This is a genomic window from Methylobacterium indicum, from assembly GCF_001043895.1.
Taxonomy (GTDB): domain Bacteria; phylum Pseudomonadota; class Alphaproteobacteria; order Rhizobiales; family Beijerinckiaceae; genus Methylobacterium; species Methylobacterium indicum.
Map to the genome: position 1 here is coordinate 12,723 of NZ_JTHF01000105.1, position 20,970 is coordinate 33,692.

Here is a 20,970-nt window from a genome sequence, read left to right on the forward strand (position 1 = left end):
ACCGTTCCTTGAGTACCCGGCCCGTGTCCCTGCGTACCAACCTCTTCCTCGCGACCGTCGCGAGCCTCGGCTTCGCCACGGTCTGCGCCGTCTGCTCGGCCCAGCTCGACCGCGAGCCGCCGCGCCCGCAGCTCGTCGCCGCCGCGAAACCCGCGATGCCCCTCGACGAGCCGGTCACCACCGGCTCGATCGTGCCGACGCCGCCCGTCGCGAAGGCCGCCCGGATGGCGCGGCCGGAGAAGATCGAGGCCAGGAAGGCCGAGGCGGCGAAGGAGGCCCGCAAGGAGGCGAAGCCGAAGCCCGAACCCGCCCTCGATTCCGAGCGGCTGGCCGCGCTCCTGGCCGAGCCGACGGTGATGAAGCCGAAGCGCTGATCCGCCGGATCAGCCGCGGCGCAGGGCGCGCCAGGCCGCCGTGCCGGCGAGCCCCGAAAGGGCCAGCGCGATGAGGGCGTTGTAGCCGGCGAGCGAGATCCCGAGGAAGCGCCAGGCCGCCGCGGTGCAATCCACCGGGCGGGTGGCCTGCAGGGATTTGAGGAAGTCGTCGACGCCGGCCGGCGCCGGGCCGGCCCCGCCGCCGCAATCGCTCGGCCCGGGCCAGAAGCCCCATTCGGCCCCGGCATGGTAGACGCCCAAGCCCGCCCCGACGAGGAAGATCACCGCCGCCAGCGCCAGGAGCCCGCCCGCAAGCCGGCGCGGCAGCAGCAGGGCGGCGGCGAGCAGCGGCAGGGCGAGGTAGTAGGGCTGACGCTCCGTCAGGCAGAGCTTGCACGGCACGTAGCCGAAGCCGTGCTGGAAGATCAGCGCGCCGCCGACGGTGGCGGCGGCTCCGACGAGCAGCAGCAGGGCCGCCGGACGGGGCGCCGTGAGCCGCCGCGCGAGGGTGGGAGCCATGAGGGTGTCGGCCATGGCGATGTCCTCAGACCAGGTAGCGGAAGCCGACGAAGCCGAGCACGGCGACCGCGACGCAGATCGCGGCCACGGCGTTCAGGTGCCGGTCGAGGACGGTGCGGATGCCGACGCCGTAGCGGCGCACCAGTCCCGCCAGGATGAAGAACCGCGCGCCCCGGGTGACGAGCGACAGCACGACGAACCAGAACAGGTCGTAGCCGGCGAAGCCCGACGTGATGGTGACGAGCTTGTAGGGGATCGGCGTGAGTCCCTTCAGCAGGATCACCCAGTGGCCGTAATGGGCGTAGGCCTCCCGGAACTGGTCGGCGCCCTTGTCGAGGCCGTAGAGGTGGAAGAGCCAAGCGCCGAGGGAATCGTAGAGCAGCGCGCCGATGGCGTAGCCGGCGATGCCGCCCGCGACCGAGGTCAGCGTCGCGATCAGCGCGTAGGTCCAGGCCTTCTCGGGCCGGGTCACCACCATCGGCACCAGCATCACGTCGGGCGGAACCGGGAAGAACGAGCTCTCGGCGAAGGAGACCGCGCCGAGCGCGTAGGGAGCCGAGGGGCGCGCGGCGAGCGCGAGGATCCACTCGTAGAGGCGGCGCAGCATCGTGGGGGTCAGCCCGTCAGTCGTCAGGTGGCGCCCTTTGAGCACAGGATGGTGGCGCTGGCGAGGGTTCCGGCCGCCACAGCCGGGCGGGAACCGTCGGGTCGGGGCGGGGCGCCTCCCCCGGATCGGCCAGACCGGGCCTCGTCCTGTCGGATTAGGCCTCTTGGCGGTTCCTCTTGGCGAGATCCGGTTTCTGCTTGACGGGACTGCGCCGATCCGCCCGATCCACGCCACGATCGTCTCGCATCGATCCGTTCGTCTTGACCGAAGGTCCCGCGCGATGCCGTCCCTGCGTCCGTTCCTCGTCCTCGTGCCGCTTCTCGCCGGCACCGTCCCGGCCGCCGCGGAGGACCTCGTCGCGCGCTGGCAGCGGGCCGACGCGGCCTGTGCCCTGCCGGCCTCGCCCCTGGCCAACCAGGCCTGCGAGGATCGCGACCGCGCCGCCACGGCGCTCCGCCGCCAGGGCTGGTGCGAGGCCCGCGCCACGACCGCCTACGACCATTGGGGCTGGCAGCGTTGCGCGCCGGCAGCGACCGCGCGGGCCGCGACCCGCCGCCGGGCCCGCCCGCACGCCTGATCCCTCCCGCGCAGCCTCCGCGACGGCTCGTGCCTGAGCCCTCCCCCGCTGAGGCAGGGCTGTCCGGGGATGAGGATAAAGGGCGCGGGTTTCCCCTCTCCCCGCGGGCGGGGAGAGGCCTTCGCCCCCCTCGTCGGGGGCGAAGGGAGCAGCGGACCGCAGGTTCGCCGCGAGGGTGAGGGGGTGTTTCCGGAGGAGCCTCACTCGTCGAGACCCCCTCACCCTCGCTCCGGCTGCGCCTGCGCTTGCCCCGTCTCCTGAACGGAGACGCGGCCCTCTCCCCGCCCGCGGGGAGAGGGGGAAACCCGCGCTCTTTTGCTTGTCCCCGAACAGCTCTGCCGCAGAGAGGGAGGGTTGTCGCGCCAGTCCGGGAAACGCCCCGGCCTGGGCCACGCGCACGCTCTCGCGCGAAAAACCCTACACCACCCGCAGCAGCACATGCTTCTTGCGGCCGAAGGACAGCTTCACCACGCCTTCCGGCGTTACGTCACCGGTGCCGATCACCGCGCGCTCGTCGGTGACGGGCGCATCGTTGACCTTGAGGCCGCCGCTCTTCACCTGGCGCCGCGCCTCGCTGGTCGAGGGCACGAGGGCGGCATGATCCGGCCCGAAGGCCGAGAGCACGCCCAGGCCCGCCTCGATCGCGGCGCGCGGCACCTCGACGGTGGGCAGGCTCTGGGCGAGCGCGCCCTCCTCGAAGGTGCGGCGTGCCGTCTCGGCGGCGGCCTCCGCGGCGTCTCGACCGTGCAGCAGGGCGGTGGCCTCGGTGGCGAGCACCTTCTTGGCCTCGTTGATCTCCTGGCCGCCTAAGCCTTCGAGCCTTGCCACCTCGTCGAGGGGCATCAGGGTGAAGAGGCGCAGGAAGCGGCCGACATCGGCATCCTCGGTGTTGCGCCAGAACTGCCAGTACTCGTAGGGGCTCAGCATGTCCGGGTTGAGCCAGACCGCGCCCGACGCCGTCTTGCCCATCTTGGCGCCCGACGCGGTGGTCATCAGCGGGCAGGTCAGGGCGTGGAGCTGCGGCGTGCCGAGGCGCCGGCCGAGATCGATGCCGGTGACGATGTTGCCCCACTGGTCCGAGCCGCCCATCTGCAGCGTCACGCCGTAGCGGCGGTTCAGCTCGGCGAAGTCGTAGGCCTGGAGGATCATGTAGTTGAATTCCAGGAACGACAGCTCCTGGTCGCGCTCCAGCCGCAGCCGCACGCTGTCCATCGACAGCATCCGGTTGACCGAGAAGTGCCGGCCGATGTCGCGCAGCATCTCGATGTAGTTGAGCGTGGTCAGCCACTCGGCGTTGTCGGCCATCACGGCGGCGTTGGGGGCGCTTCCGAAATCGAGGAAGCGCGCGAAGGTCTTGCCGATCTCGGCCTTGTTGGCCTCGATCTGGTCGAGCGTCAGGATCTTGCGGGTCTCGTCGCGGCCGGACGGGTCGCCGACGCGGGTGGTGCCGCCGCCCATCAGCGCCACCGGCTTGCCGCCGGTCGCCTGGAGCCAGTGCAGCATCATGATCGAGAGCAGGTGGCCGATATGCAGCGACGGCGCCGTGCAATCGTAGCCGACATAGGCCGTCAGCCGGCCCTCGCAGGCGGCCTCGTCCACGCCCGCGAAGTCGGAGCATTGGTGGACGTAGCCGCGCTCGATGAGGACGCGGAGGAAGTCGGAACGCGGCGCGAAGTCGGTGGGCGCGGCCATGGAACTCTCGATCAGTCTCGTGAAGGCAATCTGCCGTGGGCTCGGCGACAGCGCGGCGCCGCCATGCTAGCTCCGTCGGATTCGGAACGGGTCGGTCCATAGCAGTGCCGGCCCCGAAAGGCACGGGGGCGATTCGGCATGACGATGCGGCGGGCGATCGGGCTGATGAGCGGCACCTCCCTCGACGGCGTCGACGTCGCGTTGATCGAGACCGACGGCGAGGCGATCCGGGTCGAGCGCAGCCACAACGGCTACCTGGAGCCGCTGGGCCCCACCGGCTACCGCGCCTATTCCGACGACGACCGGGCGCTCCTGCGCCAGGCGCTGATCGACGCGGAAGCCGTGACCGAGCGCAGCGAGCGGCCGGGCTGCTTGCGCCAGGCCGAGGAGCTGGTGACGCGGCTGCACGCCGAGGCGGTCGAGAACTTCCTCTCCGAGAACGGGCTCACCGCGGCGGACATCGACGTGATCGGCTTCCACGGCCAGACCGTGGTGCACCGGCCCGACCAGAAGATGAGCGTCCAGATCGGCGACGGCCGGGTCCTCAGCCGCCGCCTCGGCATCAAGGTGGTGTCGGACCTGCGCCACGCCGACATCGAGGCGGGCGGGCAGGGGGCGCCCCTGGTGCCGGTCTTCCACCGGGCCCTGGCCCAGGCCTCGGGCTTCACCGAGAGCCTCGGCATCCTCAATATCGGGGGTGTGGCCAACGCGACGCTGATCGCCCGGGACGGACAAATCCTCGCTTTCGATACCGGGCCCGGCAACGCGCTCATCGACGACTGGATGCGCGAGCGCACCGGCCACGCGCTCGACGACAACGGCCGCACCGCCGCCCGCGGCCGGCCCGACGAGCAGCTCCTCGCCTGGCTCCTGGTCCACCCGTTCTTCGCCCGCCGGCCGCCGAAGTCGCTCGACCGCAACTGGTTCTCGCACAAGCTCGCCGGTCAGCTCACGACCGAGGACGGCGCCGCGACGCTCACCGCCTTCACGGCCCGCGCCGTCGCCCGCGCCCTCGACCACGCCTCCGACCCGCCGGTCCGCTGGATCGTCGCCGGCGGCGGCGCCCGCAATGGCGAGTTGCTGCGCCAGCTCAACTACCACCTGCGCGCCGAGATCACGACGGCGGACGCGATCGGCTGGTCCTCCGCCTTCCTGGAGGCCCAGGCCTTCGCCTATCTGGCGGTGCGCTCGGTGGAGGGCCTGCCGATCACCTTTCCGTCGACCACGGGGGTCCGCGAGGCGATCAGCGGCGGCGTGCTGGCGCGGCCGGAGGATTAAGCGGGCAGTGCGGCACCGCTGGATGTTGCGCGAGGCCCGGTCCCGCCGGTAAGCCGTCGCGCATGAGCAGCACGTCCTTGATCGGCCTCGTTCCTCCCGCGGCACCGGCCGCCGCGGCGCCCCGGTCCCGCCGCGCCGTGCGGACCTGGCTCTTCGTCATGGCCGCCCTGGTGGTGGCGATGGTGGCGGTGGGCGGCGCGACGCGGCTGACCGGCTCCGGCCTGTCGATCACCGAGTGGAAGCCGGTGACCGGTGCGATCCCGCCGCTTTCAGGCGCAGCCTGGGCCGAGGAATTCGCCAAGTACCAGGCGACGCCGCAATACACGCTGCTCAACCAGGGCATGACCCTGTCCGAGTTCCAGTTCATCTACGGGTGGGAATGGGGCCACCGGCTGCTCGGCCGGATCATCGGGCTCGTGTTCTTCCTGCCGCTGCTGGTCTTCTGGCTGCGCGGCCAGCTCGACCGGCGCCTGGCCTTGAGCCTGCTCGGCCTCGGGGTGCTCGGCGGCCTGCAGGGGGCGGTGGGCTGGATCATGGTGGCGTCGGGCCTCCAGCCCGGCATGATCGCGGTCGCGCCGATCAAGCTCGCCCTGCACCTGACGCTGGCGAGCGGGATCTATGCCGGCCTCGTCTGGCTCGCCGCCGGCCTCGACCGCAAGCGCGACGAGGTCGTGCCGGCGCGGCTCTCGCGGACGGCGCTCGCCCTGATGGCCCTGGTGCTGGTGCAGGTCGCGCTCGGCGGCCTCGTGGCGGGCTCCAAGGCGGGGCTCACCTACAACACCTGGCCGCTGATGGATGGCGGCCTCGTGCCCGGCGGCCTGTTCGCCGGCACGCCGTGGATCGAGAACTTCGTCGACAACGTCGCCCTGGTGCAGTTCAACCACCGGCTGATCGCCTACGCGCTTCTGGCCCTGGTGATCGTCCACGCTCTCGACGCCCGCCGCAGCGCGCCCGGCACCGGCGCGGCGCGGCGCGCCACCGCGCTCGCCGGCCTCGTCGCCGCGCAGGCGACGCTCGGCATCGTCACGCTGCTTCTCGCGGTGCCGCTCTGGGCCGGCCTCGCCCACCAGGTCGCCGCCATGCTGGTGCTCGGGATGGCGAGCGCCCATGCCCGGCTCAGCCGGGCGACCCGCGATGACCGGCTCAGCCGGGCGACCCGCGATGACCGGCTCGGCCGGGCGACCCGCGATGACCGGCTCGGCAGGGGCCCCGCGATCCGGGCGGTCTGACGCGGGGCGGGAACGTTCGTCCCACGTTCATGCTTGCGCTTTAACCTCGATCGACCGGGAGGCCGTCTCCCGACCCCGAGGAGCGGAGGCCCGATGTCCGTGCAGGAGCACTCCCTGGAATTGTCCTCAATCCCCGCCCCGCGCTTCGCGCCGGACGGACGGCCCCTGAGCCTCGCCTGGACCTACACGCCGCGCGAGCTGCTCGCCGACGGCATCGTGCACGTGGTCGGGGTGAGCCTCGGCGTCATCGGCGCCGTGGCGCTCACGATCAGCGCCGTCGTCTCGAGGCTCGGCCCCGCCGAGACGGTGGCGGTGGGCGTCTACGCCGCCGGTCTCGTGGCGATGCTGGGAACCTCGGCGGCCTACAACATGTGGCCGATCGGCCGGATGAAATGGCGCCTGCGCCGGTGCGACCACGCCACCATCTTCCTGATGATCGCCGGCACCTACACGCCCCTCGTGATGCTGGTCGGGACGGATGGCCTCGCCTTCGGGCTGCTCGCCGGGATCTGGCTCGTGGCGGTGGCGGGCGCCGCCGTGAAGCTGACCCTGCCCGGGCGCTTCGACCGCCTGGCGATCGCCCTCTACCTCGCGCTCGGCTGGAGCGGGATGATGGTCTACGATTCGGTCATCGCCGCCCTGTCGCCGCCGGCCCTGTGGCTCCTCGCCGCCGGCGGCCTGCTCTACTCGCTGGGCGTCGTCTTCCACGTCTGGCGCCGGCTCCCGTTCCAGAACGCGATCTGGCACGGCTTCGTGCTGGCCGCCGCCGCCTGCCATTACGGCGCGGTGTTTCGCAGCATGCTCGACGTCGGGGCGTGAGACGGGAGAGGTCGGCCAGAGCGTCGATCGGCCGGGTGTTGCGACCGACGGCCCGAGCGGTTTTGCGGGTCACTCCGGGGCCACGCCGGCGGAGTCAGGAATCCAGAGCCGCGGAGGCTCGAGGAGATACCGGCGGACATTCGACCCGATCATCGACCAGGCGAATGCCCGAGATCGCGGGCTCTGCGTCGCGGCCCCGGAACGAGGGGGGAGCGCGACGATCCCTGTCGAGCCGGTTCTCAGAACGGCGTGTAGTCCCCGCCATCCGTGATCGTATCGAGCGCCCGCTCGATCGAGGTCACGGCGTCGAGCACCATCTGCACCGTGCGCTCGGCCTCCGTGCGCGGCCGGCCGAGGGCGGCGGCGCGGGCGCCGATGTCGTGCAGCTGCTCGGCGATCGTCACCAGGTCGGAGACGACCATCGCGGTGGCGCGGGCGGCGGCATCGGGCGCCGGGCGCGGGCGCAGCAGGGGAACGACGTTGCTCATCGGCCCGGACTCTCGCGCAAAGCCCGGGACTCCGCCAGCCGGAGAATCGCGGCCCTCCACACATTCCGCGGAGCGCGGCCCGGGAGGCACAGGGGCGGAGGTTTCCCGCCGCGCGCGGGGCCGGCGCCTTGACGGGGGGGCGGCAGCCGGGCACCCCGGCTCGACTGTCAGAGCCCAGGATCCCCCATGCGTCTCCTCCGTGTCGCCGCGGCGCTCACCCTCGCGGGCCTCGCCGCCGCCTGCACCAGCTCCGGCGACCCGCGCGGCAGCGGTCTCGCCGAGTCCTTCGACACCAAGAACTACGTGCGCTCGAACGACACCAACGGGACGCAGCGCCGCCCCGACGTGAACCGCGCCTTCACCCAGCCGTCGATCCCGAGCATCTCGAACCGCGGCTTCTGACGCCCGGACGTCCCGGCGGCGAGAGCCGCCGGGGCTCTCAGCGCCCGCGAAACAGCGGGTGCTCGACCTTGTCGCCCGGATGGATGCCGAGGCGCGCGGCGGTGCCGGCATTGAGCTCGAGCACGCCGAGGACCGGCTCGCCCGAGGTGATGGTGCGGGTCGAGAGCGGCTCGGTATCCGCCGCGATGCGCGCCACCGTGCCGTCCGGGCGGATGAACAGCATGTCGAGCGGCAGGTAGGTGTTCTTCATCCACATCGCGACCGGCTCGTTGCGTTCGAAGTCGAACAGCATGCCGCGGTCCGGCGCCATGGTGCGGCGGAACATCAGCCCCTGGGCCCGGCCCGCATCGTCGCGCATCACCTCGACCTGGAAGGTGTGGCGGCCGGAGCGGGAGGCGATCGTCAGCGGCTCGAAGGCGCCGTCGGCGAGCGCCGCCGAGGGCGCGAGCGCCATGAGGAGAAGGAACGCGGCGAGGAGCCGGCGCGGCGAGGCGGCGAGAGGCCGTGCGAAGCGGAGCGACATGAGGCTGAGCTAGAGCATCGTCCGGCGAAGGGGATGGGCGCCCGCCGCCGGACATGCACGGGAAACCAAAAATCCGGTGGCGGGACGCCTGGCCTCAGTGCGACGAGGGCGGGCCGGCCTCGGTCAGCAGGCGCACCTCGGCGGCCATCAGCCCCTTCGAGCCGTCGCCGTAGCGGACCTGGACGTACTCGCCGGGCTTGAGCTCGGCGATGCCGTAGCGCCGCAGGGTCTCCATGTGGACGAAGATGTCCGCCGTGCCGTCGCCGCGGCTGAGGAAGCCGAAGCCGCGCAGGCGGTTGAACCACTTCACCACCGCGGTCTCGAGCCCGCTCGTCGGCACCACGGTGACGTGGGTGCGCGGCATCGGCAATTCGGCCGGGTGGGTCGCGGTGGTCTGGTCGAGGGAGACGACCCGGAAGGCCTGCCAGCCGCGGGGGCGCTGCACCGCCTCGACCACGATCCGGGCGCCCTCGCTGGCGCTCTGGTGGCCGTCGCGCCGCAGGCAGGTGACGTGGAGCAGCACGTCCGGCGAGCCGTCGTCCGGGACGATGAAGCCGAAGCCCTTGGCGACGTCGAACCACTTGATGCGGCCGCTGACCTCGACCAGTTCGACCGGGCGCTCCAGCGTCGCCGCGTCGAGCCCGGACCGGGTGTCGCGCGCGTCGTCCCCGAACGCGCCCTCCCGCCGCTCCCCGGCGAGACCTGAACCGAACTCGTCCGACATCGTAAGCAACCCACTCGAATCGCGTCGCGCGCTTCACCGGCAGATTAACAAAGTCATGACTCGGGGGAAGCCCAAATCCGCCGAGTTGAGACACTGGACCGGCCCCGTTCCCCGCCGATGTCGCCTCGTTGCCGCGCATCCTGCAATCGCGGGAGGCATGATGTGGGGTCGCTACCCGGTAGTTGTGGCGATTCCCAGCTCTCACAGGGCAGGACTGCGCGTTTTCGCCGCAGGAAGGGGCCTGGATGGCGAGCCTCGGCCGAGGCTCGGCTATGACGGCGCCCGTGCGTCGTCCGGGAGAACCGCGATTCAGACCTCATCGTCTCCAGCCTTGCCCATCCGGCGCTTCGCGGCCATCGATCTCGCCCGCGGGGTCGCGCTCCTGGCGATGGCGCTCTACCACCTGACCTGGGATCTCGGCTTCCTGCGGCTGACGCCCGAGAATTTCGCCCTGACGCCCGTCGGCCGGGCGGCGGCCCACGGCATCGCCGGAAGCTTCCTGGTCCTCGTCGGAATCAGCCTGGTGCTCGCCCGGCCGGGGCGCTCCGGGGCGTGGCGCCCCTATCTGATGCGGCTCGCGCGCATCGCGGCGGCGGCGGGCGCGATCTCGCTCGCGACCGTCTTCCTGTTTCCGGATTCGTGGATCTTCTTCGGCATCCTGCACTGCATCGCCGTCGCGAGCGTGCTGGCGCTGCCGGCTCTCGTCGCGCCGCTGCCGCTCGTCGGGCTCGCCGCCGCCCTGGTCTTCGCCGGACCGACGCTCGCGGCATGGATGGGGGCGCCGGCCGTCCTCGACGCGCCCGGGCTCCTGTTCCTCGGGCTCGGCGCGACGGTGCCGACCACCAACGACTACGTGCCCCTCTGTCCCTGGTTCGGCTTCGTGCTGGCGGGGGTCGGGCTCGGCCGGCTCGGGCTGCCGCGGCTCGCGACCTCGCGGCTCGGGACCTGGGCGCCGCGGGAGCGGATCGCACGGTTCGGCGCGGCGGCCGGGCGGCACAGCCTCGCCGTCTACCTGATCCACCAGCCGGTGCTGCTCGGGCTGCTCTACGGTGTCGCGACGCTCACCGGGCCGCATCCGCGGGCGGGGGAAGCGCAGTTCCTGCGCGAGTACCGGGCGAATTGCGCCGAGGCCGGCGGGGGCGAGGCGGCCTGTCGGGTGGCGGCGCGCTGCGTCGTCGGGCGCCTGCGCGCGGAGGGTCTGTGGCGGGCCGGCGGCGGCTTTTCGGCGGAGGAGCAGGGCCGGGCGATCGTCGCGTCCCGGGCCTGCTTCCACGCGGCGGGCGGCGGGTAGCCGCCCGCCCTCCGGCGATCAGTCCTTGGCGCGCTCGACGTAGGAGCCGTCGGCCGTCATCACGACGATGCGGGTGCCGGTGCCGATATGCGGCGGCACCAGGGTGCGCACGCCGTTCGAGAGCGTGGCCGGCTTGTAGGACGAGGAGGCGGTCTGGCCCTTGGTGACCGGCTCGGTGTCCGTGACCTCGAGGGTGACGCGCTGCGGCAGCTCGAGCGCCAGCGGCACGCCGTTATGGGTCGAGAGCATCACCGCCATGCCCTCCTGGAGGTAGGGAGCCATGTCGCCGATCACGTCCTCGGGCACGGCGAGCTGCTCGTAGGATTCCGGGTTCATGAAGTGGAACCCTTCGCCGTCGCTGTACAGGAAGGTGTGCTCCCGGTCCTCGACATAGGCGCGCTCGACCTGCTCGGTGGTGCGGTAGCGCTCCGAGACCTTCACGCCGTCGGTGATGCGGCGCATGTCGAGCTGGGTCACCGGCGTGCCCTTGCCGGGATGGATGTTCTCGGCGGAGAGGATCACGTAGAGCCGGCCGTCCTTGTCGACGACGTTGCCTTTGCGGAGAGAACTGGCGATGACCTTCGGCACGGGGCGAATCCTGGACTGGAAGCGTTGACAGAAAGCGGCGGCGTCCGCCAAGCCGCGCACGTTCGAGCGCCGCGCCGGCAGAGGATGCCTTCGGCCCGCCCTATCGCATCTCAGGCGCGACCGCCAGTCGCCCGCCATTCGATGATATCCGCACCATGACCTCCGCCTCGCCCTGGTGGGCCCCCCACGTCCACGCCGACCGCCGGCCGCGGCTCATGGCCCGCAACCGCATCGCCGCGTCCCTGCGGGCTTGGTTCTCCACCCGCGACTTCGTCGAGGTCGAGGCGGCGATCCTCCAGGTCTCGCCCGGCAACGAGGCGCATCTGTCTGCCTTCGCCACGCAGGGCATCGCGCCGGATGGGACGGCGCATCCGCTCTACCTGCACACCTCGCCGGAATTCGCCTGCAAGAAGCTCCTGGCGGCGGGCGAGCCCCGGCTGTTCAGCCTCGGGCCGGTCTACCGCAACCGCGAGCGCGGGGCGTTGCACCACCCGGAATTCACCATGCTCGAATGGTACCGGGCGGGGGAGACCTACGACAGCCTGATGCGCGACTGCGGCGCCGTCCTGGGTCTGGCCGCCGAGACGGCGGGCGCCAAGGTCTTCGCGTGGCGCGGGACCGAGGCGGATCCCTTCGCCGAGCCCGAGCGTGTGAGCGTGGCGGAAGCGTTCCATCGCCACGCCGACATCGACCTCCTGGCGACGGTGGCGCCGGACGGGGCAACCGACCGGGCGGGCCTCGCCGCGGCGCTCCACCGGGCCGGCATCCGCACCGCCCCCGACGACACCTGGGCCGACCTGTTCAGCCGGGTGATGGTCGAGCGGGTCGAGCCGGCTCTGGGCCGCGGCCGGGCGACGATCCTATGCGAATACCCGATCCCCGAGGCGGCGCTCGCCCGGCCGAGCCCCGCCGATCCGCGGGTGGCGGAGCGCTTCGAGCTCTATGCTTGCGGCGTCGAGCTCGCCAATGCCTTCGGCGAGCTGACCGATGCCGATGAGCAGCGCCGCCGCTTCACCGCCGAGATGGACGAGAAGGCGCGCGTCTACGGCGAGCGCTACCCCCTCGACGAGGATTTCCTGGCTGCCCTGGCGCAGATGCCGGAGGCGAGCGGCATCGCGCTCGGCTTCGATCGGCTCGTCATGCTGGCGACCGGCGCCCGCCGGATCGAGGACGTGATCTGGACGCCCGTCGCCGAGTATCCCCGTTCCGAGGATCCCCGGTGAGCGGACCGATCCGCAGCGCCCGCGACCTCGCCGCGGCCGGCCTCGTGCCGGCGGAGCGGCTGCCGGCCCTGGAGCGGGTGGCGGCGCGCTACGCGGTAGCGATCACCCCGGCCATGGCCGAGCTGATCGCGGAGGCCGATGACGCCATCGGCCGCCAGTTCGTGCCGCGGGCCGAGGAGCTGGTCACCACGCCCGAGGAGCGCGCCGACCCGATCGGCGACGAGGCCCATGCGCCGCTCCCCGGCATCGTCCACCGCTATCCCGACCGGGTGCTCCTGAAGCCCCTCCATGTCTGCCCGGTCTATTGCCGGTTCTGCTTCCGCCGTGAGGTCGTGGGCCCGGAGGGGCAGGGCAGCCTGACCGAGGCGGAGCTCGACGCTGCCCTCGCCTACATCGCCGCCCGTCCGGAGATCTGGGAGGTGGTGGTCACCGGCGGCGACCCGCTCGTCCTCTCGCCCCGGCGGCTCGGCCGCATCGCCGAGGCGCTGCGGGACATCCCGCATGTCCGCGTCCTGCGGCTGCACACGCGAGTGCCGGTGGTCGATCCGGCCCGGGTCGAGGCCGACCTGATCGCGGCGCTCAAGCGTTTCGAGGGGGCGGTGTTCGTGGCGCTCCACGCCAACCACCCGCGGGAATTCTCGGACGCGGCGCGCGGGGCGATCGCCCGGCTGGTCGATGCCGGCATCCCGATGGTGAGCCAATCGGTGCTGCTCGCCGGCATCAACGACGATCCCGACACCCTCTCGGCCCTGATGCGGGCCTTCGTCGAGAACCGGATCAAGCCGTACTACCTGCATCACGGCGACCTCGCCCCCGGCACCGGCCATCTGCGCACCACCCTCGACCACGGCCAGGACCTGATGCGGTCCCTGCGCGGGCGGCTGTCCGGTCTGGCCCAGCCGACCTACGTCCTCGACATCCCGGGCGGATACGGCAAGGTGCCGGTGGGGCCGGGCTACCTGGCGGGCGGGGCCGCGGCCTGGACCGTCACCGACCCGGCGGGCGGACGCCACGCCTACCCGCCCGACATCGATCCACGCGAGATCGATTCGGAATAAACCGAGGAGGACACGCCATGCGCAGGCTCTGGGGACGGCTGAGTTCCGTCAACGTGCAGAAGGCGGTGTGGGGGCTCGAAGAGGTCGGCCTGGCCTACGAGCGGGTCGAGGCCGGCGGCGCCTTCGGCCGCGTCCGCGACCCGGACTACGTCGCGATGAACCCCAACAGCCTCGTGCCGGTGCTGGAGGAGGACGGCTTCGTCCTGTGGGAGTCGAACGCGATCCTGCGCTACCTCGCCCGCGGGCAGGCGGCGCACGGCCTCTGGCCCGAGGATCCCCGCGAGGCGGCTTTGGTCGACCAGTGGCTCGACTGGCAGGCGACCCGCTTCACGCCCGCGACCCGGGACGCGTTCTGGCAGACCGTGCGCACCCCGGCCGAGCAGCGCGACCAGGCGGTCATCGACCGCTCGGTGGCGGCCTCGGAGGAGTGCGCGGCGCTCCTCGACGCGCACCTGATGGGCCGTCCCTTCCTGGTCGGCGACCGCTTCACCGCGGCCGACATCGCGGCCGGCGCCGCGGCGCATCGCTGGCTCCACCTCGACGTGCCGCGCATCGAGCGGCCCGCCCTGCGGGCCTGGTACGAGCGGATCCGCACCCGCCCGGCCGCCGCCTCGGCGCTGCCGCCGCTGAGCTGACGCCGGGCCGTGCCGGAGCGGGGCCATGCGCTGACGGCGTGGCCGCGTCCTCCCGGATCGGCTACGTCTCGAACCGTCCCTTCTCCCCACGCTCCCGAAGGCCCGATGCCGCTCGACAAGACGCTCCTCGACGCCCTGCAGGCCGTCACCACCGCCACCCTCACCACCGTGCTCCTGAAGAAGGGCATCCGCCGCTGCTGGATGCGCGGGCCGATGCCGCGCTTCGCCGCCGGACAGCGGATCGTCGGCCCGGCCTTCACGCTGCGCTTCGTGCCGGCCCGCGAGGATCTGGCGACCCCGGAATCCTGGTCGAGCCCGACCTCGACCCGCGCGGCGATCGAGGCGATGCCCGAGGGCTGCATCGCGGTCGTCGACGCGATGGGGGTGCAGGAGGCCGGCATCTTCGGCGACATCCTGTGCGCCCGGATGAAGAAGCGCGGCGTCGCGGCGCTCGTCACGGACGGCGTCGTGCGCGACGGCGAGGGCGTGGACGGTACCGGCCTGCCGGTCTGGTGCTCGGGTGTGGCGGCGCCGGCCTCCGTCGCCGGCCTGACCTTCGTCGGCTGGGGCGAGCCGGTCGGCTGCGGCGGCGTCGCGGTCTATCCGAACGACATCGTGGTGGCGGACGGCGACGGTGCGGTGCTGATCCCGGCGGCGCTCGCCGAGGAGGTGGCGCTCGCCGCCGTCGAGCAGGAGCGTCTCGAACTCTGGATCATGCGCGAGGTCGACAAGGGCCTGCCCCTGCCGGGTCTCTACCCGCCGAACGCCGAGACCCGTGCCCGCTACGAGGCCGAGACCAACAAGGCCCAATGACCACCAAGGCCTGATCGATCGCGCGGCCGGGACCGTCCCGATGTTCTTCGTGCTCTCGAAGGTGCTGTGGTTCCTCGCGGCGCCCTCGAACCTGCTCCTGCTCCTCGTCGTCGCCGGGGCGGGGCTGGCGTTGCGCTGGCGGCGCCTCGGTGCCGGTCTCGCCGCCCTCTGCGGTCTCGCGCTCCTCGCCGGCGGCGTCTCGCCGCTGGCTTCCCTGGTCTTCGGCCCGCTCGAGAACCGCTTTCCCGAGTTCCGCGACGACGGCGTCCCGGTCGCCGGGATCGTGGTGCTCGGCGGCGCGGTCGAGACCGGCCTGTCGGCCGCCCGCGGCCAGCTCGTCGTCAACGATGCCGGCGAACGGATGATCGCGCTCGGCGACCTCGCCCGGCGCTACCCCGCCGCGACCGTCGTCTTCGCCGGCGGCTCCGGCCGGCTCACCGGAGACGGGGCGGTGTCGGAATCCGCGATCACCCGCCGCCACGCCGCGTCCCTCGGCGTCCCGCCGGAGCGGATCACCTACGAGAACCGGTCCCGCAACACGCACGAGAACGCGACCTTCAGCGCCGCACTGGTCAAGCCGAAGCCCGGCGAGCGCTGGCTCCTCGTCACCTCGGCGTGGCACATGCCGCGGGCGGTCGGCTGCTTCCGCCGCGCCGGCTTCACGGTGGCGGCCTACCCGGTCGATTACCGCACCGGTCCCGGCGCGCTCACGATCCACGCCACGGCCGGCGACGGCCTGTTCGAGCTCGACATCGCGGTGCGCGAATGGCTCGGCCTCGCGGCCTACCGGGCCTCGGGCTACACCGAGGCGGTGTTTCCGGGGCCGTGATCCCGGCTTACCGCGGCAGCGACAGCCTGTAGATCCCGCGAAAATCGTCCGGGTCGTCCACCACCTTGCCCTTGCGCAGGATCGCGATGCGGCCGGCCTTCATCAGGCGCACCGCCTGGCGGCGGACCGGCTGCATCAGCGGGCCCCAGCCGTCGGGGTGGGGGCCGCCGAGCGCGCGGGCGACCTCGGAGGGGCAAACGGACTTGTCGGCGCCGCGTTCTTCGACGAGGCGCACCAACGTCAGCTCGATCTCGTAATCGTCAGGGATCATCGTGGTCCTGCAGGGCCCGGCGGGCGTCGGAGGCGAATTGGCGCTGCCACATCACGGTGAGCACCATCGCGGTGGTGGCGAACAGCACGTAGGCGCTGACGAACCATCCGAGATACGCCAGCGCGAAGAAGAACGCACGCTGCCCGCGGTTGAAATGGCCGCCCGCCACCACGTTCATCGCCGCGGCCCGCCGCGCCGCGCGCTCGATCCGCACCGGGTCGCCGTCGCGCGGCGGCACGGCGCCGATCAGGATGGCGCCGTAATTGAACAGCCGGTAGGCCCAGGCGAACTTGAAGAACGCGTAGACGAAGATCAGGGCGAGGCCCGCCACCTTGATCTCCCACACCGCCCGGGTCATCGGCGCGCCGAAGGGCAGGGTCGAGAACAGGGTCAGGGCGTCGTCGGTGGACCGCGACAGGGTGAGCGCGCTGCCCAGCGCGATCAGGGCCGTCGAGGCGAAGAAGGCGGTGCCGTTCTGCAGCGAGGCGTTGATGGTGGTGTCCACCACCCGGTTCTCGCGCACGATCTGCTGGTCGGCCCAGGCATGGCGGTAGCGGTTCATCATGCCGTTGAGGCTGCGCTTGCCCCCGGCGAGATGCTCGACCGCGTAGGAATAGCCGAACCACGCCGACAGGAAGCAGACGAGGGCGGCGAGATCGAGGAGCGAGAAGCTGCTCAAGCCCAGATCCGGTTGCATGGCCGGGCGCCGTCAGGCCGTCGGCAGGATCTGCACGCCGCGCGTGCCGGCGGGCGGAGCAGCCTCGCTCACGGCGAGGTCCGCGACCCGCGCCCCGGGCGGACCCTCGCGGCAGGCCTCGATCATCGCGGCGACCGCCTCGGCGGGTCCGGCGAGGCGGGCCTCGACGCTGCCGTCGAGCCGGTTGCGCACGGTGCCGACGAGGCCCTTGGCCTCGGCCACGCCCTTGGTCCAGGCCCGGTAGCCCACGCCCTGGACGCGGCCCCGGACGACGATCTCCACGCTGCGCTGCCCGCTCACGCTCGCCCACTCCCCGTACGGCGTCACCCGGGGCGGGCTCTAGAGCATATTTCGCCGCGAGGGGAGAGCGCGGTTCCGCGCCGTCAGGCGCTCGCGGCGACGAGCGGGCGGACCAGGGCCGGGCGGGGGGCCGGCGCACGGGGACGCACGAGGTCGGCGAGGGGCACGAAGGCGTCGGGCGCCGCGCCTCCGACCCGCGTGCCGAAGCCGAGGGCGAAGGACAGGGTGAGCTTGCGGTCGGGGGCGATGCCGAAGGCGCCGAGCGCCGCCGAGAACGCCTCGCGGAAGCTGCGCACGCCGCACCAGCTCTTCTCCGAGAGGTGGAGCGGCCATTCCCAGTAGCCGTCCGGCCGCCGCGCCGCGAGGGCAGCGCGGTCGATGAAGTAGCCGGTGCCGCGGTGCTCCAGCCCGTCCGCGTGGAGGCACCAGTCCCGGTTCTCGAACAGCGGGGCAGCCTCGGCCGCGACGTTCTCCAGGCGGGTGGTCTCCATGCCGGGTCTCCCACGATTCCGTTGCGACGCCGTGCCGCCTCCCGGGCCGGCTCGTCGCATGGAACATTACCGGAACACTGGTCTGATTTGCACAGGTCGTCAACAGGGCGCGGCGAACATTTCTCGAACGGCGCCGCTGTTGCCAAAGGTCGGTCCGGGTGCCACCTCCGGCCCATCGGTTCCGCCGTGGGAACCGGCATGAGACCCGGCATGAGGCCCGGCATGGGAACGAGGACCGAGATGGAGCGCGGCCGCAAGGGGCAGGAGAAGGATCAGGGTCCCCGGGAGGCGGGTCCCGACGTCGAGGCCCTGCGTCGCCTCGAGGCGCTGCAGCCGGCCTACGAGCGCCTGCGGGCCGACCGGATCCGGGCCGAGAGCGACGTCGAGCGCCTGACCGCGGAACTCGCCGCCGCGCGAGCCCAGGCCCGCGAGGAGCTGGGCACCGACGACGAGGCCGAGATCCGCCGGATGATCGAGGAGGCCCGGGCCGAGAACGCCCGCCGGGTCGAGGACTTCGCCCAGGCCCTGCGGGCGGTGCAGGACCGTCTCTCCGCCCTCGACACCGCGCGGTGACCGCGGCCTTGACCGTTTCCCCGGCCCCCGCCGACCGCCAGGACGCGCTCTCCCGCGCCGGCCGCCTGCTCGCCCGCCTGGAGGCGACCCGCGACCGCGATCGCGAGACCCTGGCCGTCCGGACCCGGGAGGTGGCCGCCGCCAAGGGGCGTCTCGCCCAGCGCGACGCGGTCGACACCTACCTGCGCGAGCTGCAGCAGGAGGCCAACCGCCGCAGCGTCGCGACCTTTGAGACCCTGCTCACCGCCCTCGTCCAGGAGGTGCTGCCCGGCGAGAAGCCGGTACGCCTGGATCTCACCACCGAGCGCGGGCTGCCGGCCCTCGATATCGGGGTCGAGCGCCCGGATGGCGGCCGGGAGGACGTGCTGGAGGACAACGGCGGCGCCATGACCAACGTGGTCGGCATGGCGCTCCGGCTGATCGCCGTGGTCAAGGCCGGGGTCGGACGCTTCCTGGCCCTCGACGAAGCCGATTGCTGGATCGCTCCCGACCGGGTGCCGGCCTTCTACCAGGTGCTGGAGGAGAGTGCCGCCAAGCTCGGCGTGCAGTGCCTGGCGATCTCCCACCACGATGTGGCGGGCTTCGGCGCCGACCTCACGGTCAGCCGGATCGCCGGGCGGCCGGAGACCGGCGTCGCGATCGTGGGGCCGTCCGCTGCCTGCGCGGCGGCCTGGAGCCCGGAGACGCCGGGCTTCCGCTACCTGCGCCTGGTCGACGTCCAGGGTTTTGCCGACGCGACGCTGCCGCTCGCCCCCGGCGTCAACGCTCTCGTCGGCCCCAACAACCACGGCAAGTCGACGGTGATCCGGGCCCTGCGGGCGGTCTTCTACGGCGAGGTGCGCGACAGCCTGGTGCGGGCGGGCGCGAGCGCCGCGCGGGTCGAGATCGGCGTCGCCGACGGTCGGCTGCTGCGCTACGTCCGCCAGCCCAAGCGCACCCCGGTCAACCTGTGGTCGCTGCACGAGGCCGACGGGGCGCTGGTGCGGGAGAACGGCACCACCCTGGAGACCGGCGGCCGCGACGTGCCGCCCTGGGTCGAGCGGCTGTTCGGCATCACCCGGGTCGAGGATCTCGACGTCCACGTGGCGCACCAGAAATTCCCGGTCTTCCTGCTCGGCGAGAAGCCGGCCCGGCGCTCGGCCGTGCTCTCGATCGGCCGCGAGGCCGGGCTCGTGCGCGACATGCAGGCTTTGCAGCGCGAGCGGGTGACGGAGGACCAGCGCACGATCCGCGAGGGCGAGCGTGAGATCGCCCGCCTGCGCGAGGCGCTCGGGCCCCTCGACGACCTCGACGCCCTGGCCGAGACCCTGGGTGGGCTCCGGGCGCGGGCCGAGGCGCTCGCCGCCGCGGAAGCGCGCCTGCGCGAGCGCGAGGCCCTGGCCGACCGCCTCGCCCGCTCCGAGCGTCTCGCCACCGGGGCCGCCGCCCGGGCCCGGGTGCTGGCGGATCTGCCGGCGCCCGAGACCGGAGCCGAGATCGGCCGCGCGCTGGCCGAGGCGCGCCACCGCGCCGCCCTCGGCCGCCGGGTGCTCGTGACGGCCGACGATCTCGCGACGGCGCGCGACAGGGCGGCAGCCCTCGGTCGGTTGCCGGCCCAGGCGCCGGTGCCGCACGACACCGCGCGGAACACCCTCCATGCCGCGCGGCTGCGACGCCTGCGCGCCGCCCTCGCGGAGGCCGAGGCCCGCGCCTCGGTCCTCGCCGGGCTGCCGGACGCGGCGCCCCGGCCGGTGCTCCGACCCGACGCCGCCACGACGGCACAGCGCCTCGCCGAGACCGGCCGGCGTCTCGCCGAGGCGCGGGGACGCGCGGCCGCGGCCCGGGACGGACTCGCCGTCGCGGAGGCCGAGATGGAGATGGTCCTCGCCGCGACCGGCGGACGCTGCCCGGCCTGCGGCACACCGGTCGCCCCCGCCTCGCTGCTTGCCGGCCACCGCCACTCCGGTAGGGGAGACGCCGCATGATCCTCGGCCGCGAGCGGCTCGACGCCGCGCCGGTGGCGTGCGCCGGCCTCCTCGTCATCGGCGATCCTCACGTCTCGTCGCGCCGGCCCGGGAGGCGGAAGGATCCCGACTGGCCGGCGCCGGTCCTGAACAAGCTCGAGCACTGCATCGCGCTGGCCAATGCCCGCGACCTCGCACCCGTGCTCCTCGGCGACCTGTTCGAGCGGCCCGTGGAGCCGGACGAGAGCCTGAAGTCGCGCCTGATCCGGATCCTCAAAGGCTTCCGGCACCGGCCGCTCGCCAATGTCGGCAACCACGACATCCGCCACACCCGCCTCTCCGACGGCGACAGCCTGGCGATGCTGGCGGTGAGCGACGTCCTCGACGCCGTCCCCGAATCCGGCCCGGCGGCGCTCTACGCGGTGGCGGGGCGCCGCCTCGGCCTCGGCGCCACGCCCTTCGGTCAGGCGATCCCCCCGGACGTGCGCGGGCTGATCCCGCAGGCCGATGCCGTCGTCTGGCTCACACACCACGACCTCGCCTTCGGGGCGGGTTATCCGGGCGCAAAGCCGCCGGAGGCGATCCACGGCTGCGCGCTCGCCATCAACGGCCACGTCCACAAGCGCCATGCGCCGGTACAGGTCGGCGAGACGCGCTGGTTCAACCCGGGCAACATCACCCGCGGCTCGGTCGACCTGATCGCCCACATCCCCGCGGTCTTCGTACTCGCGGGCGACCTCGCGCTCACGGAGGAGCGCCTGCCCTACGTCGCCGACGTCTTCGACCTCACCGGCCGGCAGGTCGCCGCCGATGCCTCGCCCGAGGCGATCGGCCGGATCGAGAGCGCCTTCGTGTCGCTGCTGCAGGCCGAGACCGCCACCGACCTCGCCCGCAGCGACGACGGCGCCCTGATCCGCGAGGAGATCGAGGCGAAATTCTTGCGCGACGCGACCCCGGAGCCGGTCCGGGCGGCGATCCGCTCGCTCGTCGAGGCGGCGGTGGCGCGGCGCGGGACCTGACGCCCCG

General features: G+C 72.9%; 26 protein-coding genes. 15 read left to right on the forward strand and 11 right to left on the reverse strand.

Annotated features, from left to right (window positions below; all coding sequences use genetic code 11):
* The first annotated feature begins 23 nt into the window (after positions 1-23).
* Positions 24-374 carry a hypothetical protein gene (locus QR78_RS12410; RefSeq protein ID WP_053220897.1) on the forward strand — a complete coding sequence of 117 codons (351 nt, stop codon included), beginning with the start codon at positions 24-26 and terminating at the stop codon, positions 372-374.
* A 9-nt stretch (positions 375-383) separates the two neighbouring features.
* On the opposite strand, the gene QR78_RS12415 is transcribed toward QR78_RS12410, so the two are convergent.
* Positions 384-908: a disulfide bond formation protein B gene (locus QR78_RS12415; protein ID WP_244276539.1), complete on the reverse strand. Its 525-nt coding sequence runs from the start codon at positions 906-908 to the stop codon at positions 384-386.
* A gap of 10 nt (positions 909-918) precedes the next feature.
* On the reverse strand, positions 919-1,500 hold the full coding sequence (locus QR78_RS12420; RefSeq protein ID WP_048427835.1) for a YqaA family protein: 582 nt from the start codon (positions 1,498-1,500) through the stop codon (positions 919-921).
* Positions 1,501-1,780: 280 nt separating this feature from the next.
* Between QR78_RS12420 and QR78_RS12425 the strand changes: the two genes are divergently transcribed.
* Positions 1,781-2,077: a hypothetical protein gene (locus tag QR78_RS12425; RefSeq protein ID WP_048427836.1), complete on the forward strand. Its 297-nt coding sequence runs from the start codon at positions 1,781-1,783 to the stop codon at positions 2,075-2,077.
* Positions 2,078-2,494: 417 nt separating this feature from the next.
* Here QR78_RS12425 and tyrS read toward each other — a convergent pair whose 3' ends face one another.
* A complete protein-coding gene (tyrS, locus tag QR78_RS12430) occupies positions 2,495-3,769 on the reverse strand; it encodes a tyrosine--tRNA ligase (RefSeq protein WP_048427837.1) in 1,275 nt (424 codons plus the stop codon).
* A gap of 138 nt (positions 3,770-3,907) precedes the next feature.
* Between tyrS and QR78_RS12435 the strand changes: the two genes are divergently transcribed.
* The 3 genes from QR78_RS12435 (at position 3,908) to trhA (ending at position 7,095) form a co-directional block, all read left to right on the forward strand.
* Positions 3,908-5,047, forward strand: a complete 1,140-nt coding sequence (locus tag QR78_RS12435) for an anhydro-N-acetylmuramic acid kinase (RefSeq protein ID WP_179945823.1) — start codon at positions 3,908-3,910, stop codon at positions 5,045-5,047.
* 62 nt (positions 5,048-5,109) lie between these two features.
* Entirely contained in the window at positions 5,110-6,276 is a 1,167-nt protein-coding gene (locus QR78_RS12440) for a COX15/CtaA family protein (protein WP_082171763.1), read from the forward strand.
* 93 nt (positions 6,277-6,369) lie between these two features.
* On the forward strand, positions 6,370-7,095 hold the full coding sequence (trhA, locus tag QR78_RS12445; RefSeq protein WP_048427838.1) for a PAQR family membrane homeostasis protein TrhA: 726 nt from the start codon (positions 6,370-6,372) through the stop codon (positions 7,093-7,095).
* 239 nt (positions 7,096-7,334) lie between these two features.
* On the opposite strand, the gene QR78_RS12450 is transcribed toward trhA, so the two are convergent.
* Complete coding sequence (locus QR78_RS12450; RefSeq protein ID WP_048427839.1) at positions 7,335-7,583, reverse strand: hypothetical protein; 249 nt, start codon at positions 7,581-7,583, stop codon at positions 7,335-7,337.
* Positions 7,584-7,769: 186 nt separating this feature from the next.
* Between QR78_RS12450 and QR78_RS12455 the strand changes: the two genes are divergently transcribed.
* On the forward strand, positions 7,770-7,985 hold the full coding sequence (locus QR78_RS12455) for a hypothetical protein (protein WP_048427840.1): 216 nt from the start codon (positions 7,770-7,772) through the stop codon (positions 7,983-7,985).
* Positions 7,986-8,022: 37 nt separating this feature from the next.
* Here QR78_RS12455 and QR78_RS12460 read toward each other — a convergent pair whose 3' ends face one another.
* Together QR78_RS12460 and QR78_RS12465 are read right to left on the reverse strand one after the other, a co-directional pair.
* A complete protein-coding gene (locus QR78_RS12460) occupies positions 8,023-8,508 on the reverse strand; it encodes a DUF192 domain-containing protein (RefSeq protein WP_048427841.1) in 486 nt (161 codons plus the stop codon).
* A 94-nt stretch (positions 8,509-8,602) separates the two neighbouring features.
* Positions 8,603-9,232 carry a cold-shock protein gene (locus QR78_RS12465; protein ID WP_048427842.1) on the reverse strand — a complete coding sequence of 210 codons (630 nt, stop codon included), beginning with the start codon at positions 9,230-9,232 and terminating at the stop codon, positions 8,603-8,605.
* A 307-nt stretch (positions 9,233-9,539) separates the two neighbouring features.
* Between QR78_RS12465 and QR78_RS12470 the strand changes: the two genes are divergently transcribed.
* Entirely contained in the window at positions 9,540-10,523 is a 984-nt protein-coding gene (locus QR78_RS12470; protein WP_048427869.1) for an acetyltransferase domain-containing protein, read from the forward strand.
* 18 nt (positions 10,524-10,541) lie between these two features.
* Here QR78_RS12470 and efp read toward each other — a convergent pair whose 3' ends face one another.
* Positions 10,542-11,111 (reverse strand): elongation factor P, encoded by a 570-nt coding sequence (gene efp / locus QR78_RS12475; protein WP_048427843.1) that lies wholly within the window; start codon positions 11,109-11,111, stop codon positions 10,542-10,544.
* Positions 11,112-11,266: 155 nt separating this feature from the next.
* Here efp and epmA point away from each other — a divergent pair, with 155 nt between their 5' ends.
* The 5 genes from epmA to QR78_RS12500 all read left to right on the forward strand — a co-directional run bounded on the left by epmA (position 11,267) and on the right by QR78_RS12500 (position 15,669).
* A complete protein-coding gene (epmA, locus tag QR78_RS12480; protein ID WP_048427844.1) occupies positions 11,267-12,334 on the forward strand; it encodes an EF-P lysine aminoacylase EpmA in 1,068 nt (355 codons plus the stop codon).
* Positions 12,331-13,392, forward strand: a complete 1,062-nt coding sequence (locus QR78_RS12485; RefSeq protein ID WP_048427845.1) for a lysine-2,3-aminomutase-like protein — start codon at positions 12,331-12,333, stop codon at positions 13,390-13,392. Before epmA ends, QR78_RS12485 begins: the two co-directional genes overlap by 4 nt.
* A 17-nt stretch (positions 13,393-13,409) precedes the next feature.
* On the forward strand, positions 13,410-14,027 hold the full coding sequence (locus QR78_RS12490; RefSeq protein ID WP_048427846.1) for a glutathione S-transferase family protein: 618 nt from the start codon (positions 13,410-13,412) through the stop codon (positions 14,025-14,027).
* A gap of 105 nt (positions 14,028-14,132) precedes the next feature.
* On the forward strand, positions 14,133-14,840 hold the full coding sequence (locus tag QR78_RS12495) for a ribonuclease activity regulator RraA (RefSeq protein ID WP_048427847.1): 708 nt from the start codon (positions 14,133-14,135) through the stop codon (positions 14,838-14,840).
* A 40-nt stretch (positions 14,841-14,880) separates the two neighbouring features.
* Complete coding sequence (locus QR78_RS12500; protein WP_048427848.1) at positions 14,881-15,669, forward strand: YdcF family protein; 789 nt, start codon at positions 14,881-14,883, stop codon at positions 15,667-15,669.
* A 7-nt stretch (positions 15,670-15,676) separates the two neighbouring features.
* Here the strand turns inward: QR78_RS12500 and QR78_RS12505 are convergent, their stop codons facing one another.
* The 4 genes from QR78_RS12505 to QR78_RS12520 form a co-directional block, all read right to left on the reverse strand.
* A complete protein-coding gene (locus QR78_RS12505) occupies positions 15,677-15,940 on the reverse strand; it encodes a DUF3253 domain-containing protein (RefSeq protein WP_048427849.1) in 264 nt (87 codons plus the stop codon).
* Complete coding sequence (locus QR78_RS12510) at positions 15,930-16,637, reverse strand: DUF599 domain-containing protein (protein ID WP_048427850.1); 708 nt, start codon at positions 16,635-16,637, stop codon at positions 15,930-15,932. Before QR78_RS12510 ends, QR78_RS12505 begins: the two co-directional genes overlap by 11 nt.
* A gap of 12 nt (positions 16,638-16,649) precedes the next feature.
* Positions 16,650-16,937, reverse strand: coding sequence for an acylphosphatase (locus QR78_RS12515; protein ID WP_048427851.1), 288 nt, complete (start codon positions 16,935-16,937; stop codon positions 16,650-16,652).
* A gap of 83 nt (positions 16,938-17,020) precedes the next feature.
* The gene (locus QR78_RS12520; protein ID WP_048427852.1) at positions 17,021-17,428 is read right to left on the reverse strand and encodes a hypothetical protein; all 408 of its coding nucleotides are present in this window, start codon (positions 17,426-17,428) and stop codon (positions 17,021-17,023) included.
* Positions 17,429-17,650: 222 nt separating this feature from the next.
* On the opposite strand from QR78_RS12520, the gene QR78_RS12525 reads away from it, so the two are divergent.
* From QR78_RS12525 to QR78_RS12535, 3 genes are read left to right on the forward strand one after another with little or no spacing between them, the layout of a single operon-like run.
* On the forward strand, positions 17,651-18,001 hold the full coding sequence (locus QR78_RS12525; protein WP_244276414.1) for a hypothetical protein: 351 nt from the start codon (positions 17,651-17,653) through the stop codon (positions 17,999-18,001).
* Between the two features lie 8 nt (positions 18,002-18,009).
* Positions 18,010-19,965 carry an AAA family ATPase gene (locus QR78_RS12530; protein WP_048427871.1) on the forward strand — a complete coding sequence of 652 codons (1,956 nt, stop codon included), beginning with the start codon at positions 18,010-18,012 and terminating at the stop codon, positions 19,963-19,965.
* Positions 19,962-20,963 (forward strand): hypothetical protein, encoded by a 1,002-nt coding sequence (locus tag QR78_RS12535; protein ID WP_048427853.1) that lies wholly within the window; start codon positions 19,962-19,964, stop codon positions 20,961-20,963. Before QR78_RS12530 ends, QR78_RS12535 begins: the two co-directional genes overlap by 4 nt.
* Positions 20,964-20,970: the final 7 nt, after the last annotated feature.